Source organism: Erysipelothrix tonsillarum DSM 14972 (genome assembly GCF_000373785.1).
Lineage (GTDB): Bacteria > Bacillota_I > Bacilli_A > Erysipelotrichales > Erysipelotrichaceae > Erysipelothrix > Erysipelothrix tonsillarum.
This window is the reverse complement of the sequence record NZ_KB892378.1, coordinates 218,539-234,239: the sequence shown is the minus strand read 5'-3', so window position 1 is coordinate 234,239 and position 15,701 is coordinate 218,539. Positions and strand designations below refer to the sequence as shown.

The 15,701-nt window shown below is 38.1% G+C and carries 14 protein-coding genes; 9 read left to right on the top strand and 5 right to left on the bottom strand.

Annotation, left to right across the window (positions count from 1 at the left end; genetic code table 11):
- Positions 1-5 precede the first annotated feature (5 nt).
- The 4 genes from B096_RS0104670 to B096_RS0104655 all read left to right on the top strand — a co-directional run bounded on the left by B096_RS0104670 (position 6) and on the right by B096_RS0104655 (position 4,733).
- On the top strand, positions 6-1,922 hold the full coding sequence (locus tag B096_RS0104670) for a heparinase II/III domain-containing protein (RefSeq protein WP_018579599.1): 1,917 nt from the start codon (positions 6-8) through the stop codon (positions 1,920-1,922).
- A gap of 95 nt (positions 1,923-2,017) precedes the next feature.
- On the top strand, positions 2,018-3,040 hold the full coding sequence (locus B096_RS0104665) for a LacI family DNA-binding transcriptional regulator (protein WP_018579598.1): 1,023 nt from the start codon (positions 2,018-2,020) through the stop codon (positions 3,038-3,040).
- Between the two features lie 70 nt (positions 3,041-3,110).
- Positions 3,111-4,187 carry an FAD-dependent oxidoreductase gene (locus tag B096_RS0104660; RefSeq protein ID WP_018579597.1) on the top strand — a complete coding sequence of 359 codons (1,077 nt, stop codon included), beginning with the start codon at positions 3,111-3,113 and terminating at the stop codon, positions 4,185-4,187.
- Between the two features lie 45 nt (positions 4,188-4,232).
- Entirely contained in the window at positions 4,233-4,733 is a 501-nt protein-coding gene (locus B096_RS0104655) for an ECF transporter S component (protein WP_018579596.1), read from the top strand.
- 31 nt (positions 4,734-4,764) lie between these two features.
- Here B096_RS0104655 and B096_RS0104650 read toward each other — a convergent pair whose 3' ends face one another.
- Entirely contained in the window at positions 4,765-5,526 is a 762-nt protein-coding gene (locus tag B096_RS0104650) for a putative ABC transporter permease (protein ID WP_018579595.1), read from the bottom strand.
- Between the two features lie 179 nt (positions 5,527-5,705).
- Here B096_RS0104650 and B096_RS0104645 point away from each other — a divergent pair, with 179 nt between their 5' ends.
- Positions 5,706-6,512: an alpha/beta hydrolase gene (locus tag B096_RS0104645; RefSeq protein ID WP_018579594.1), complete on the top strand. Its 807-nt coding sequence runs from the start codon at positions 5,706-5,708 to the stop codon at positions 6,510-6,512.
- A gap of 3 nt (positions 6,513-6,515) precedes the next feature.
- Positions 6,516-8,240 carry a DUF885 domain-containing protein gene (locus B096_RS0104640; RefSeq protein ID WP_018579593.1) on the top strand — a complete coding sequence of 575 codons (1,725 nt, stop codon included), beginning with the start codon at positions 6,516-6,518 and terminating at the stop codon, positions 8,238-8,240.
- 58 nt (positions 8,241-8,298) lie between these two features.
- Here B096_RS0104640 and B096_RS0104635 read toward each other — a convergent pair whose 3' ends face one another.
- Together B096_RS0104635 and B096_RS0104630 are read right to left on the bottom strand one after the other, a co-directional pair.
- On the bottom strand, positions 8,299-8,709 hold the full coding sequence (locus B096_RS0104635) for a DUF2871 domain-containing protein (RefSeq protein ID WP_018579592.1): 411 nt from the start codon (positions 8,707-8,709) through the stop codon (positions 8,299-8,301).
- 12 nt (positions 8,710-8,721) lie between these two features.
- Positions 8,722-9,285, bottom strand: coding sequence for a TetR/AcrR family transcriptional regulator (locus tag B096_RS0104630; protein ID WP_018579591.1), 564 nt, complete (start codon positions 9,283-9,285; stop codon positions 8,722-8,724).
- A 269-nt stretch (positions 9,286-9,554) separates the two neighbouring features.
- Here B096_RS0104630 and B096_RS0104625 point away from each other — a divergent pair, with 269 nt between their 5' ends.
- The gene (locus B096_RS0104625; protein WP_018579590.1) at positions 9,555-12,635 is read left to right on the top strand and encodes a polysaccharide lyase family 8 super-sandwich domain-containing protein; all 3,081 of its coding nucleotides are present in this window, start codon (positions 9,555-9,557) and stop codon (positions 12,633-12,635) included.
- A 49-nt stretch (positions 12,636-12,684) separates the two neighbouring features.
- Positions 12,685-13,878, top strand: a complete 1,194-nt coding sequence (locus B096_RS0104620) for a helix-turn-helix domain-containing protein (protein WP_018579589.1) — start codon at positions 12,685-12,687, stop codon at positions 13,876-13,878.
- 20 nt (positions 13,879-13,898) lie between these two features.
- On the opposite strand, the gene agaF is transcribed toward B096_RS0104620, so the two are convergent.
- Positions 13,899-14,333 (bottom strand): PTS galactosamine/N-acetylgalactosamine transporter subunit IIA, encoded by a 435-nt coding sequence (gene agaF / locus B096_RS0104615; protein ID WP_018579588.1) that lies wholly within the window; start codon positions 14,331-14,333, stop codon positions 13,899-13,901.
- 199 nt (positions 14,334-14,532) lie between these two features.
- On the opposite strand from agaF, the gene B096_RS0104610 reads away from it, so the two are divergent.
- The gene (locus B096_RS0104610; protein WP_018579587.1) at positions 14,533-14,862 is read left to right on the top strand and encodes a zinc ribbon domain-containing protein YjdM; all 330 of its coding nucleotides are present in this window, start codon (positions 14,533-14,535) and stop codon (positions 14,860-14,862) included.
- A gap of 48 nt (positions 14,863-14,910) precedes the next feature.
- Here the strand turns inward: B096_RS0104610 and B096_RS0104605 are convergent, their stop codons facing one another.
- A complete protein-coding gene (locus B096_RS0104605; RefSeq protein ID WP_018579586.1) occupies positions 14,911-15,633 on the bottom strand; it encodes a glucosamine-6-phosphate deaminase in 723 nt (240 codons plus the stop codon).
- Between the last annotated feature and the right edge of the window lie 68 nt (positions 15,634-15,701).

Genomic DNA, 15,701 nt, shown 5'->3' with positions numbered 1-15,701 from the left:
GTAAAATGGTAAAGAGTCATTTATATCAAACAATTGAACGTAAATCAAGCACACTTGATCTAAAACGCTTAAAGTCACAATATGACTTTGAAACAGGGGATGTTGTTGCATATGCAGATCAACTAATGATGAATATCTTTACATTCACTCGTGATTGGGATATGGAACCATGTAAGACTCCATACACCTTAAATCCATTTGGATGGACCACTTCACCAAATGGCGATGATGAGTGGATTTTTATGTTAAACCGGATGGATTACATACCATCCCTAGTCGAAGCAACAATTTTAACGGATGATCTCAAATATCTTAATCATGCGCAAGCATTGGTTCTAGATTGGATCCAAAAACATACACCGGTAGAAAGTGGCCCATCAACACGGACACTTGATACAGCAATGCGCATGAACAATTGGTTGGATTTACTTCCTTATCTGCATGTCTATGGACGGCTCGATGCAGATACCTTTTTGGCCATTGAAAAGAGCCTCGCAGATCAAGCTGCGTATCTACAAAATCATTACTTAACGAAATATACCCTCAGTAACTGGGGAAGCATTCAAACTTGTGTCCTTGCGAAGTATTTTGGCTGGCTTGGCGCGGATGCTGATTCAGACTTTAAACAGTGGGTTCAGGATGAAATTCAAACACAGTTTGAAATCCAAGTTTATCCCGACGGAATGCATTGGGAACAATCCACTATGTACCATGTTGAAGTGTTGAATTATGGACTAAAGGCCTTGCCCTATGTACAAAATCAAGCATGGTTTAGAAATGTCTTAGATACTATGGCTTATGCGCTGTATTATCAAGCCACGCCACAAAATGATATTATCGCTTACGGTGATACCGATCGCACCCCGCTTGCCGGCGTTATGGGATTTTGTGCTTATGCGCTCGCTAATCCGCTTTATAAATCCAAAGCAGAAACCATCCTTGAATTTGAAATTACTTATGCCTATGGGATGGAAGCTCAAGACTTTTTTGATGGATTAGAGACGGAAGTTCCATTGTCGTTAAACTATGATGGAATAGATAGCGGTATCTTTACAACACGCAGTGATTGGGGTCCTGATGCGCATTTTACGATGTATACAAATGGATCACTCGGAAGTGGACACGGTCATGCCGATAATCTACATCTTTCAACGTACTTCAAAGGTCAACCCGTTTTAGTTGACCCAGGCCGTTTAACCTATCGTGAAGATAATCCAAAGCGTATGTACTTAAAAGGCATGGAAAGTCATAATACTGTGATTTTAGATCAAAACCCTACTGCAGTACCGGATACATCATGGACGTATTCATCCTTTTATAAACCTTTAAAGAATTACGTACGTCATGTTGATGGGTGTCATTACTATGAAGGCGCCGTTGTGGCTGAAAACTACGTGCATCAGCGTAAAGTGATTGTTCTGGATGCGGGAATTTGGATGGTGGTGGATGCCATTCAAGCCAAAGGAACGCATGTTGCTACAACGAAGTTTCATCTCGATGAAACATTGATGTATCATGATGGTATAATAGAGTTCGAAGATCAAACGCACTTAAAGGTTATCAGTACACTACCGATTCAAGTAACTTCGGATGTAATTTCATATGCTTATAATTCAGAGAGCACCCATCCGGTGTTAGTTCAAACACAAACCTTTGAGGATCGCTGCGTCAATGTGACCTTATTTGTGGATCCAAAATGGGATGTACAACGAGAAACCATTTTACAAAACAATGATACGGTCTTAAGTGATGACATCGGCTGCGCGTATTCCTTTAAACAAGGTGATGATGTCGTTGAAATCTGTGTACTTCATGAAGAAATATGGCATGGTAAAAAAATCCTCTATTGTAATGGAAAACCCTTCCATGCGAAATGTGTTGTGCGCTCGAAAGATCTTGGGCAAAAGGTTCTACGCGCATAATTCACAAAGGTTACAACTTGTTAATCGGTTTACTTAGTAATATAATAAGTACGTTATGATGTAAAAAGTGAATAAGTTGATGAAAGGAATTAAAGATGACTCAAGAAAAGAAGTTAACGATTAAAGAAATCGCTTCACTCGCTGGTACTTCCAAGACCACAATTTCATTCTTCTTGAACGGAAAATTTGATAAGATGAGTTCCGAAACACGTGAACGCATCGAAAAGGTAATTCAAGAAACCAATTACAGTCCCAGTGTTGTTGCGCGTTCTTTAAACGCTAAAAGCATGAAACTCATAGGGGTAATTATTGGGGATATTACCAATGCCTTCGCGAATCAAATTGTTAAGGGAATTGATGAAGCTGCGAAAGAGGGCAAATATCAACTTATCGTAGGAAATACAAACTACGATTTTGAGAATGAGGAAAACTATGTTAATCGCATGCTTGCGATGGGAGTCGACGGGTTTATTGTTCAACCGACAACCAGTTTCCATAAACTGATTAAAAAAATACGATCACAAAATAAAGAGATTGTCTTCATTGATTCGCAAACGAATGTACAAAATAATCCCTGGGTTAAAACGAATAATTATGAAGCAGTTTTAGAGGCAACGGAAGAAATGATGAAGCTTGGCTATGAAGAATTTATTTTACTGACAGCCGATCCCAGCATTCTCTCGACACGTCAAGAACGTTCGCAAGGATTTATTGATGCCTTAGCTCTAAATGGTAAAGAATGTAACATGCAAATTGTGTCCGATAACGTGACACCAGCAGAGATTACAGAGATTATCAGTAATAATATTAAGTTAAATCGAAAGACATTGATTTTTGCGGCCAACTGTTGGTTGCTCCCAATTGTTTACATGGGTTTAAAAGAATTGCGCAATTTAATCCCAACAACAATTGGTTTATTAGGTTTTGATAATACGGAATGGACAAATGTCGCATCACCTTCAGTGACCACGATTGTTCAACCTGCTTATGACGAAGGGCGTCAAGCAGCGCGAATTCTTATTGATCGCATCGAAGGAGATTACATGGAAGCTCCGAATCAAATTCTAAAATGTAATATTAACTGGCAAGAATCAACCTGCCAAGGAGAACTCGGATAGAGTTCTTTTTTTTATAATTTTTAAGATTTGTAAGCTTTTAAAAGGTGTAAAGTATGCATGAGGTGATGCAATGACAGTACATGTTATCGGTGGTGGTATTGCCGGTTGCGAAGCTGCATATCAGCTTGCAGAACGTGGTATCTCTGTCGTTCTTTATGAAATGCGACCCAAAATGCAATACGGTGCCCATCAGAGCGGGTTGTTAGCGGAAATTGTAGCCCTTCAGGGTGGCGTGTCGTATTTTGATGATCCGTTTAATCCCTATTTACAGACACCCCTACAACGCCAACTGTCGCATGAATTGATAATGCACCAATCGAAAATGATGACATTGATTCAAACCTATCGTTTAAATGAGAATAAAGGGTTTTGTTATGATGTAAAACGTGTAACACATGCGATGCATCAAGCGATTATAACGCATCCCTGCATTACGATAAAACGTGTGCGTTTAACACAGTTACCGCCAGGACCAACAATTCTTGCGACCGGACCCAATACAGATGTATCACTTTTAGACCATGTGGGAGTTTGTTATGAAAAACAGAGTCAACCGGAAATTGTAGTAGATGTTCAGTGCGACTTCGTAGCTCTAGATGACAAACAACTTCAAAGACTGATAACTTTTTTGAGATGTGCACAATGTGTACCGAGGTTACCCCATGAAAAAGATATTGATACAACTCACACCTTAGAACACTATGCCCATCAGGGTGCTGAGTCCTTTATCGAGCACGTATTAATCAAACATAAAACTGGGTATGTGTGGCCAATTCGAAGCAATGGTGCGCTTCAAAACAGTTGCACGCGGCTTGTGTGGTCGAAACAACGTGCAATGATGAAGATCATCTTTCCAATGAAACCGGTAGTTATTCGACGTTATGGCGTGGTTCATCGCAATACATACCTATTGGAAGTAGGACCGCATTTAAACCTTCTAAATCGTGAAGACTGCTTTGCGGTAGGACAAATTGCGGGGATAGATGGTTATCTTGAAGCCATTGCTAGTGGGTTTTATGTTGGGGCAACAATGCCCGTAGCGGGTAAGGACAACCGCACAGGGCTTTATACAAATACTTTGATTGAAACATGCATCAAAAATCGTGTTGAAGCGAAGCTGGCATCGTTGCCGTATAATTGGCGCTAGCCTCGGATTACATCATGATATAATAACGTCAATGAGGAGGAAATTATGGAAAAATCGAAACCACTAAAATGGATGGTTCTTTCAGCCATGATGACGGCATTGATTACCGTCGTTACAATGATGATTAAAATTCCTTCCGCAACGGGAGGTTATCTCAATCTGGGAGATTTTGTAATTATGATTTCAGTTGCGATATTACCATTTCCATATGCACTGTTTGCAGCTGGGGTGGGAAGTGCCCTTGCAGATCTTGCGGCAGGTTATGCATTCTATGCACCGTTTACACTTTTAATAAAAGCTGGCGAAGTTGTAATTTTATATTTGCTTCGAAATACATTGGAAACCTCAAAACGATGGATTGCTTTCGGTTTGGCAGGATTATGGATGATGGTGATGTATGGATTTCTAGCTGCATGGATTGCCCAAAGTTGGGGTGCAATGCTGATTGCTTTTAAAGGCGATGTTTTTCAGGGGTTATTGGCAGCGGTTCTTGCCACAATCTATTATCCACGCATGGTTACCTTGGTTTCAAAAATTAAATCGTAAAAAAAACACCTTGGATTTCAAGGTGCTTTTTTTAATCTTTTTTATGCTTACGACGTTTTAAACGAGCCGATGCTTTCACATCATCCAAAAATTCACTGAATTGTTCAGCTTTCATTGTTGGAAAAGATCGGAGTAAGCGACGTTCTGTAAATTTATATTCTTCTTTAAGTTCCGCAATGCGAACCTTAATTTCATCTTTACGTTGATTGTTCTTCTCATTAAAGTTTTGAATGAGTTCTGCCATTTCGGTATGAAGAGATTCAAGTGATTTGAGACGTTTCTTCAAGTTCAATACAGAAGCAACGGATACAATAAAGTCAACAAGGATAATAACACCGAGAATTGCCGCAACAATCATCTGTGTTGTTGGTGTAAAACGACTGACTGTTTTGACGACAATCGGATGGATCCACTCTACAAGGACAACACATAACACACCAAACATAGTACTGTTAAGTAAGCAAACACGCCCTTTGATATTAAATTTATAATGTGAGTAATCCCACCAACGCATGCCAAAGGCTTTTTCCATAATATAACTCGTAATATACTCAAGAATGCTCGTAAGGAAGAACCCAAGAATAAATACCAGTAAGGGACTATAAAAGAAAGGCTTTAAAACGCTTAACACAAAGAGGGCACCAAAACCATAGATGGGAACGATAGGGCCATTTAAAAATCCGCGTTCCACAAATTTACCAGCGGGAACAGAGCAGTAAATGGTTTCCATAATCCATCCAATAACGCCATAGATAACCCAATATAAAAAGAAGGTTGGAATTATTTCATTCATACAATTACCTCATATTTCTAAACGATATTGAAAGTATACCATATATTCAATAAGGGTTCGTCATATCTAATCTGTTATCCACTTATATTTCATAAATCGCTTAATTTGTTCTGTTTTTCCTATACTTTTGTCATGATTTCCCATATGATTAAGATAACATAGTGAATTTGAGGTGGCTTATGCAATTATTTATTAAATCCTATGATGATGTAGCCTTAAAGGTTTCCGTTAATGATATTGGAAACCCTAAAGGAATCATTATTATCAGTCATGGATTTTTAGAACAAATTGTCTATTATAACTCGATTGCGCAGGGGTTGAACCAACGTGGTTATACGGTTGTACGGTATGATCTCCGCAGTCACGGTGGAACCCGTGCACCCCTTGGAGATCTCAAGGATTATCGTGATTTAATCTTGGACTTGGATGCAGTTGTGTCTTATTCAAAAACATTGGGTCATGATTGTCCAATAATTACGATGGGATTTAGTTTAGGTGGCTTGGTTACCGCACTTTATGGGCTTGACTATGGCCACAATATTGACGGACAAGTATTGCTAGCACCGGGATTATGCATTCAAGAAGCATGGCAGGATTTAACCCAACCCTCACTTTCAGTGATGGCGTTGTTTTCGACGTTAATTCAAGATGATATTTGGCAGCTAAGCATGATTGAACACGCTCTTTCTAAAGCGCCTTTTAAGCGTGTTACGCGCTCTTTTGTGACAGAGACACTCGTACATGCTCCGACCGTATTTCAAGCGAGAGCAGCGGCCTATGCATGTCCGTGTTTGATTTTTCACGGCGATTGCGATTCAATTGTGCCTTTAGAATCGTCAAAAACATTCTTCCAATCTACTCAAAACAGTGCAAATGCATTGAAAATTATTGAAGGGGTAGGTCATAATATATTACAAAGTCAAAAAAAGGATATGGTGATGGATGCAATCGATGTGTGGATCGACGCGTTAAATAGGGTAGGATAGTTTATGAAGAAAACACTAACAATACTAATCATACTTATCAGTTTGTTTGGATGCCAATTTTCAAAATCACCCAGTGATGATGGCTCGAACAAAGGTTTTGAGAGTGCATTAGATACCGCTTTAGTGTCATTGATTGGATCTACAGATCCATCAAGTAACTATCTGTTGGAACACCCTGAAGATTATGACGTGGATGTTGAGCACTACCAATTCCGTTTGGGTAGCGAAGAAGATTTTGAGATGTCTAAAGATTTAATTAAAGATATTGAGAAAAACATTCGCAAATTCAAAGATAGAACCTTATCAGATCAACAAATCATTGATAAGAAGGTATTATTATATGAATTAGAACGAATGACTTCCGGTTATCAACCGTTCCAGTTCCAAGTAGATCCTGAATTGGATGCCATTCCGCAATTTCTAGAAGGATATACATTTCGAACCGAGAAAGACGTTTTGGGTTATCGTTCGTTATTACAATCCATTCCGCCGTATTTTAAAGAATCCATTGCTTTTTATAATAAAACGGAAATGTTAACAGAGTATGAACATGAAAACCTCAGTGCATTTGCTGCAGTGATGATTGAACAATCTCAGTTGGAATCGTTCTTTTTAATTAAAGGTTTTGAGGATAAAATTAATGCCGCTGATTTTATTAAAGATTCAAAAAAACAATTTTATATCGAAGAGAATAAACGCTTTATACAAGAAGATTATCACGATGCCTTCATTCAGTTGGCTAAGGATTTAAAAACAGTCAAAACACGTGAAAATCGGGGACTGGCTCATGTAGACCAGGGTAAGGCGTATTATGAAACACTCATTCCATCCTTAAGTGGACGTAATTTAACCATTCCAGAATTTCAAATGTGGATCAGTAACCGTAGAATTGAAGTATATAAACGCCTTCAAGATGTGGAAAACAGCGACCAATTACAGATTTATCAAGATTATGAACGCACGCGTCAAAGCCCACAGTATGCAGATGCCTACGCTTTGATTGATGACTTATACTTGAAAAGTCAACGTGATTTCCCAGAACTGGGCACCATTCCCTATGAAGTGAATAAAATTGATGCATCGCTTACAGCCGTTTCTAATCCTGCCTTTTATTACGTGCCACCTATTGATAGTGCAGTCGATTATACGCAACGGATCTACATTAATGATGATTTTGATCCCGCAAACTTTACCACCTTTGCACATGAGTCCATTCCAGGACATATGTACCAAGCTCAATATATGCGAACCATAAAGGGAATGCATCCAATCCGACTATATATTCGTAATAATGCCATGACCGAAGGGTGGGCACAGTATGTTGAACAGCTTTCCATCCGTTATTTAGATGGACCGGATGGCTACGATGACTATATTCGAGATCTGTATGAATCGATGTATCTCATTTTTCTTGAAGTGGATATTGGGGTCCATTATAACGATTGGGACCGTGAAGCAATGGGTGCGTATTTCGACAGTGTTTATGTTCAAAACAGTGAGGAAGAACGTGATCAAATATACCGACAAATTGTCTTAGAACCCGGTAACATTTGGAGCTATTACTTTGGTGCCATGTCCATTCAAAGCATGAAAGAACGCGCTCAAACGGCCTTGGGTGATGCGTTTGATGAGAAAGCCTTCCATAAATTAATCTTGGATTTAGGCAGTGCAAGTTTAGATATTGTTGAAACGGTTTTTGCTGGATATCTCGAAGAACAAAAACAATAAAAAACCTACATTCTGTGGAACATGGCACAGGATGTAGGTTTTTTTTTGGTTGGGTTAATTATTCAGCTTCCTGACGTAAAATCGTGAAGAGGAACATGAGTCCAATCGTTAAAATAATATGACTTACTCCGGATAATCCAGAGATGGCTGCAGACATACCTGAAGATAAGGAAAGATTTAAAACTTCAGTAAGGCCGCGAACAAGCAACATAACCGTTGTAAGAATCACACCAAGATTATAAGTAAGGTAGAAACGATTCCATTTAGGATGTTTTGCTAAATCAAACTTAATAAAGAATAAAGCAATAATCAGCGATCCAAACATCCCTAATACCAATAAGTGTGGGTGAATCAAACTAAGACGGGTAAAATCAGTAAAACCTTGGAATTTGGTGAATTCACGGTAGAATACACCACCAATAAGTCCAGCAATCAAATAAGCGAATGATGTATTGATCATTTTTTTCATAGTAACCTCTTTCTACTCATATAAGAGTCGTTTCAATACTTCGGCAAGGAAGTCAATATTAGGACTTCCTTTACGTAATGAGATGAAAACATGAAGAAAGACAAAATCCATTAATCCATCACGAGTAAATGACTCTGTAAATGCATCGGGTTTAACGGTTGTATCTTGTTCAAGCACAAGCGCAAGGCCGTTGCGGATATGATCAACATATTGCATCCCAACATGATGACCTTTCATTTTATCTTCTTGATTCATAATCTCAATATGACTCATAAATAATGAATTGAAATCATCGATATGATGCCGTAATCGATCATAAATCTGTTCGATAAACGCTACAAAATGAATATTTGTGTCAACTTTACAAATATCTTCATAAAAAACTTGTTTCCAAAAATCTTCAATGACGCCAAAGACGAGATCGTTTTTGGAAGGGAAATAATTATAGACAGAGCCAATTGAAACCTGAGCTTTTTGGGCTAAATTCCGCATATTTAATTTATCCAAGCCCTCATTAAATACAATTTCCTTTGCGACTTCAAGGAGCGCATCCTTTGTAATAACTGCTTTTTTCATCGAATCACCTCATTACTGAACACTGTTCATTATACGCTTGTCCCTAAATCGTGTCAATGCAATTGATTTCTAGGATTGTATGACATGTTCTATATTACTAAGTTTATCATAATCTTCTTTACGATAAGCGTACTCGTATGAAATAAACAGATTTTCACAAAACCGGTTCACCTAATTTTACAAAAGGTGTTGACACAATGTAACCGTTAACATATAATTCCAATGTAAACCGGTTTAGAACTATTATATAAATTTGAATGGAGACGAAAATGAAGAAGAATATGAGAACAGTATTCACATTTTTAATGACGTTAATTTTATCAATCTCAATGGTTGGGGTTCGCAACGTTATGGCGGATCATGACGATATTGAAAAGGTGAAAAGTAATTATCGTGAGTACTTATTAGGTAATGAAGCTATTAATAACGATGCAATTAATCAGAAAAAAGTTAAAGCGGTCCATACGAATGGTCAAAAAGCCATGGACGCAATTCGCGCTAAAGATAATGAATATTTTGAAGGACTTATTTTAGATAATCGTAATGGTGAAGGTAAAACGGATCACGATTTATCATCAAACCTTCACAAATCCTACCAACAACTCAATGCCATTGCACTTGCATACGCAATGCCAGGTAATGAGAACACGCTTTATGAATCCCCCGAAGCGTTGAAGGCTGTATTAGAAGGTGTTAAATGGTTAGGTGATAACTATTTCAATAAGATGGATACCGGCTACTACGGTAACTGGTATAGTTGGGAAATTGGTGTTCCCCAAAGTTTATCAAATATTATGTTCCTACTCAGCAATGAAATTGAAAAAGAGTACCCAGGTTTTATTCAAGAATCAGTAACAGTTATGGATTCCTATATTCGTGGTGATGCGAAACCTGGCGATCCAACAATTGGTGATGTAAACCTTGATGCTCGCCAACATACAGGAGCAAACCTCACTGACATTACATTTAATCGCATTCTTCAAGGTGCTGTGCTTGAAGATGAAGCACGAATCAGTAAAGCAGTTGAAAACTCAATGACTGTATTCAGCACAATTGACCCAAGTAACTTGCAACACGGTGTTACCGATGGATTCTATGAAGATGGATCGTTTGTTCAACACTCAACGGTTGCTTATACAGGGTCATATGGAAAAGTATTGTTAGGACGTATTGCCCAACTTGTTACAGTATTAGATGGAACACAATGGCAAAATGATACCTTATTAGATACAGTTCAAGAATGGATTTATCGTGGTTTTGCCCCTGTAATGTTTGAAGGGTATATGATGGAAATTGTGAAGGGTCGTGCTGTGTCACGAACTGGATCGGGTTATGGTGATGCTTCAAGTGTTATCGAAGCCTTTGTACAATTATCCCAAAGTTTACCACAAGCAGAACAGCTTAAACTTCAAAGTTATATCAAATATTTGAAACAAAATATTCGTTCAACCATTAATCCTGCAAGTTTTGTATCAATTCAAAACATTGCAGCATATGAAGCAATCATCAATAACAGTGCAATTGAAGCAGTAAATCCTTTAGAAACATCAGATCACTATGCGTTCAATTTAATGGACAAAGCCATTCATACACGTGATGGTTATGCCTTTGCACTCTCAAGAAGTTCAAACCGTATTTCAAAATATGAATACATGAGTGGTGAGAACTTACGTTCTTGGTATCAAGGTGATGGCGCTTACTACTTATATCAAAGTGGTAATGATCAAACCGCAATGCACGGAATTAACTTCTTTGCGACTGTTGACCACAATAAATTACCAGGTATCACAACGGTAAATGAACAACGTCAAACCATTCCAGAACTCTATGGAAAAGACTTCTATGACCTTGCAGAAGGCTTTGAAGCAGGATCAATTACTCAAAATAAATATGTTTACTTCCCATTGGGTACAAATGATTACTCAGGTGATGTGAAGATGGGTATCTATGGCGCATCCGCAATGCAATTAGGTGATGATGAGGCATACGCTGATGCTCAAAAGGGTGAATTGCCTGAAAGCTTCGTTGTCTACAAAAATGCAGAAGCAAACAAATCATGGTTTATGTTTGATGATGAAATTATCGCATTGGGTTCAAACATTCATGATATAAAACAACGTGACCTCACAACAACTGTGGAAAATCGTATGTTTAACGAAGACGATGTAATCAACCTTAAAGGCGAAACTTCAGAAGGTGTGAAAACGCTGGAAAATGGAGTTCAAAAAGGACTTAAATGGTTAGCTATGGGTACAGATGGTGTCAATAAAGATACAGGTTATGTATTCTTAGGGGATCAAGATGTAACCGTTAATACCTCAAGTAATACCCAAAAATACTCATATGTACGCAATAAAACAACCGGTAATGCCGACAAAGAAGTTACACGCCAATTCGCAACCGTAACGTATGAGCACGATGGTAATGAAACAAGTCAATATGCTTATGCAATCTTACCAAATGCATCCGCTGCAGAAACGGAAGCATATGCGAAAGCAAATCCTGTAGAAATTCTTGCACAGGAAGATGGCGTTCATGCAGTACGTCAAAACGCTTTAGACATGGTTGGATATGCATTCTTTGATGAAACAAAACACAGCGTTGAAGATTTAAGCACAAGCAATAAGATGATTGTGATGCGTAAAGGTCTCGACTTTGCAGTTCAAGATCCAACGCATAAACAAGCTTCTGTAAGCTTTGTTTTAGACGGAACTTATAAACTTGTTGCTGGTAATGGTGAAGCCGTGATTGATAACGGAAAGACAACTATTACTGTAAATACAGCAAATACAAATGGTGTGTCACAAAATATTAGCCTTGAAACGGTGACAGTTACAGCACCGGAAGAAAAACCGACAACACCAGAAGAAAAACCTACTACACCACAAACACAAACACTTGTGGATGAAGCATCAAAAGTGGCGATTACCTATACGGAAGGTGATCTCCCAGAAAATACAACATTAAATGTAGATGTTAAGGATAACCTTAAAGTTGAAGGGTTAAAAAATACGGTAGGATATGACATTACGCTCATGCATGATGGCAAACCTGTCCAACCCAAAAATCCAGTTACGGTTTCGATTGAACCTCAGAAACCAATGGATCGCAGCATCCTTAATGTATTCCATGAAACGCAAGAAGGCTTCGAGTCACTAGCGTGGATGGCATCGGAAAATGATGTTATCTTTGAAACAGCATCCTTCTCACTGTTTGCTCTTGGGGAAAAGGATTCCAAATCACTTCCTTCAACAGGAGTCACGCCACAAAATCTCCTACCTATTGTTGGCGCCTTGCTTGTTGCAGGAGCATGCTTTGTTGCTTATGGAAAACGCAAAGAAAATAAATAATATATAGAAAAAGCACAATTGTGCTTTTTCGTCTTATCGGAGGACATTTATGTATCAGAAAACAACAGGACCGCAATTTTTAAAATACGGGCACTCTACCGATATGCGCAGTGCATATCCGGCATATACCACGATATTAAGTAATAAGAAACCGAACGCATTGGTATCAGTTTCGGAGTCTACAAATATTCGCGTACTTGAGGGGATTGCGGTTGTGCTTGTTGAAGATCAAAATGGCAATCATGAGCGATTTGTAATTCATCGAACCGTTGTTATTCACCCGCATATTCGGTATGCATTAATGCCCATTACTCAAAGTGCCATGATTGAGATTTCGTATCAAAGTCATCAAGAACCAACTATTGTGGAGACACGTTTGGATACTGACATTGAATATGTGTCGATTAAACCCCAATTTGGGGTTAGTGAAATTTATTCTTACTATTACAATGTAAAAGGTAAAAATTATCATTTTGAGGGTGAAGCCCATAAGTATTGGGAATTGACCTATGTGGATGCCGGAGTGCTTACAACTGAGATTGAAGGGACTTCCTTCACTTTAGAAAATCAAGAAATGATCCTCTATTTCCCGGGACAATTTCATACTCAATCTGTTATCGGTACGAATGCATGTTCCTACTTAACGATTATGTTTGATATGAACATGTTACCGACCTCAATTGAGCATATTCAAAACCGTGTGATGAGCTGTGGGAATGAATTATATACCTTAATGAATCATTTTATTCGTCAATCAACCATTCTTGAGCAGGATCAAAGTCCTTTTGCGAAAGATCTAATGGTATCGTACTTACAAGAAATCATGATTCTTCTTTTTCAATACGATGAACCGACAAGCAGCCACAATACATCAAATCCGATTCAGGTCAATTTTGAAAATGAATTAATGGATGAAATTTATACGTACATTCAAGCAAATATTCATCGTCCGCTTTCTGTTGAGGATATCTGTAATCAATTTGCGATTTCGCGATCGGCATTACAATTGTTGTTTAATAAATATTTTGATATGCCGCCGAAGCAATACATTAATGAACAAAAACTAGAACGTGCGAAACATATGATTCTTGAAGGTAAGTATCCAATTACGGATGTGGCTTTAAAACTTGGCTTCAGTTCCATTCACTATTTCTCAAGGAAATTTAAACAGCATTTTGGTTTTGCACCCAGCGAATATGCTCAAAAGATTTATACGCAAGAAAAAGGCCCTAGCAAACGCTAGGACCTTTTTTTCAAGATTAATTAAATTCCGTCTGAGAAATCATCACAAGCTTCTTCAGCTTCTGGCATTTCAAAGAGTTCAACTTGGGATGCACCTGTTTCAGCAAGTGATTTCGCGAAATCATAAATGAGGGGTTCGCTTAAACGCATAAGACTTGCTTCAAGTAACATAGGTAAGTTGGTACCTGCAAGAACATGAACATCAGTGTGTTGCATGGCAATCATCACAGATTCTTTAAACGGTGTACCACCTTTTAAGTCTGTGAAAACAAGAACACCATCGCCAGAATTTACTTCAGCGATTGCTTCTTTTAGGTCACTTGATAATTTTTCAGGACCTGATTCTTCTAAAAATAAAACGCTTTTATATTGAGGTTGTGCACCTGCAATAAGTTCTACGGATGAAGTTAAACCTTCAGCAAACTTTCCGTGACCTGTAACGATAATTCCGATCATAATCTAAATCTCCTTTTAAAATATACTATTCTTGAAAAGAATTCTATGTGAGGCCAATCTCATAAAATGGAGCAACTTTCCAAGGTAACAATACAGTAAAATTATAGATTATAAACCGGTTAACTTCAAGCCTAATTTGCAAGTCTTCATTTAACACGGTATACTCAGTGATAGATTAGAGGATAAAAGGAGCGAAACAATGACATTACCGAATTGCCCAAAGTGTACGTCTGAGTACACCTACGAAGATCGAGATTTATTTGTATGTCCCGAATGTGGTCATGAATGGAATGCCTTGAGCACGCAAGCAGAAGCCTTGGTTGTGAAAGATGCACACGGTACCACCCTTACGGATGGTGATGACATCATTATTACCAAAGACCTAAAAGTGAAAGGTGCCGCAGGCGCCCTCAAACAAGGTACAAAAGTTAAAAATATTAAACTTGTGGAAGGGGATCATAATATTGATTGCCGCATCGAAGGGTTTGGTGCTATGAGTTTAAAATCTGAATTTGTTAAGAAAGCCTAGGCTTTCTTTTTTTTTGAACTAATAAATAAAAAAAGACCGTTTCCGGTCTTATTGATGTTTTGAAAGATCCAATAAAGCAGCAGCTGCTTTATCTACAATCACGATAACATCATCATGATTTTGAAGTGCACTTGCAGGACATGCTTCAGTTGGTGCAACTTCCATCATATTGTATACAGCATCTTTTTTAGCGTCACCGTATGCAAATAATACAATTTTCTTTGCAGACATAATGGATTTAATACCCATTGAGTAAGCATAACGCGGAACATCTTCCTTTGTTTCGAAGAAACGTGCGTTTGCTTCAATTGTGGATTCAGTAAGCGAAACTTTTTGTGTTAATCCTTCAAAAGATGCACCCGGTTCGTTAAAACCAATGTGTCCATTGATTCCAAGTCCTAAGATTTGAACATCAATTGGGTTTGTTGCGATAATGTCATCGTAACGTTTGCATTCTTTTTCAGCATCTTCTTCTAAACCATTTGGTAAGTAGTTTTTCTTGAATGGTTTTTTACTGAAGAAATGTTTGTTCATAAAGTAGTGGTAGCTTTGATCGTGATCTGCTCCAATACCAATATATTCATCCAAGTTAATGGAAATAACATCTGAAAAGTCTAAATCACTTGCGGTAATTTTGTCATAAAATGAAATGGGTGTACTACCTGTCGCTAAACCAAATACATTTAATTTTCCCTCGTTTAATTCATTGCTAATGAGCTCGAAACCGAGCGCTGCTCCAGCATCGCTGTTTTCTACAACATATAATTTCATATTGAATACCCTCTCTTCTTTCTCTCATATATTATACGGCTTCGGTATCAGAAAGCAAATCAAAACAA

Excerpts from the sequence above, each read along its gene's own strand:
- B096_RS0104670 (WP_018579599.1), top strand. The coding sequence starts at position 6 with ATGGTAAAGAGTCATTTATATCAAACAATTGAACGTAAATCAAGCACA.
- B096_RS0104665 (WP_018579598.1), top strand. The coding sequence starts at position 2,018 with ATGACTCAAGAAAAGAAGTTAACGATTAAAGAAATCGCTTCACTCGCT.
- B096_RS0104660 (WP_018579597.1), top strand. The coding sequence starts at position 3,111 with ATGACAGTACATGTTATCGGTGGTGGTATTGCCGGTTGCGAAGCTGCA.
- B096_RS0104655 (WP_018579596.1), top strand. The coding sequence starts at position 4,233 with ATGGAAAAATCGAAACCACTAAAATGGATGGTTCTTTCAGCCATGATG.
- B096_RS0104650 (WP_018579595.1), bottom strand. The coding sequence starts at position 5,526 with ATGAATGAAATAATTCCAACCTTCTTTTTATATTGGGTTATCTATGGC.
- B096_RS0104645 (WP_018579594.1), top strand. The coding sequence starts at position 5,706 with ATGCAATTATTTATTAAATCCTATGATGATGTAGCCTTAAAGGTTTCC.
- B096_RS0104640 (WP_018579593.1), top strand. The coding sequence starts at position 6,516 with ATGAAGAAAACACTAACAATACTAATCATACTTATCAGTTTGTTTGGA.
- B096_RS0104635 (WP_018579592.1), bottom strand. The coding sequence starts at position 8,709 with ATGAAAAAAATGATCAATACATCATTCGCTTATTTGATTGCTGGACTT.
- B096_RS0104630 (WP_018579591.1), bottom strand. The coding sequence starts at position 9,285 with ATGAAAAAAGCAGTTATTACAAAGGATGCGCTCCTTGAAGTCGCAAAG.
- B096_RS0104625 (WP_018579590.1), top strand. The coding sequence starts at position 9,555 with ATGAAGAAGAATATGAGAACAGTATTCACATTTTTAATGACGTTAATT.
- B096_RS0104620 (WP_018579589.1), top strand. The coding sequence starts at position 12,685 with ATGTATCAGAAAACAACAGGACCGCAATTTTTAAAATACGGGCACTCT.
- agaF (WP_018579588.1), bottom strand. The coding sequence starts at position 14,333 with ATGATCGGAATTATCGTTACAGGTCACGGAAAGTTTGCTGAAGGTTTA.
- B096_RS0104610 (WP_018579587.1), top strand. The coding sequence starts at position 14,533 with ATGACATTACCGAATTGCCCAAAGTGTACGTCTGAGTACACCTACGAA.
- B096_RS0104605 (WP_018579586.1), bottom strand. The coding sequence starts at position 15,633 with ATGAAATTATATGTTGTAGAAAACAGCGATGCTGGAGCAGCGCTCGGT.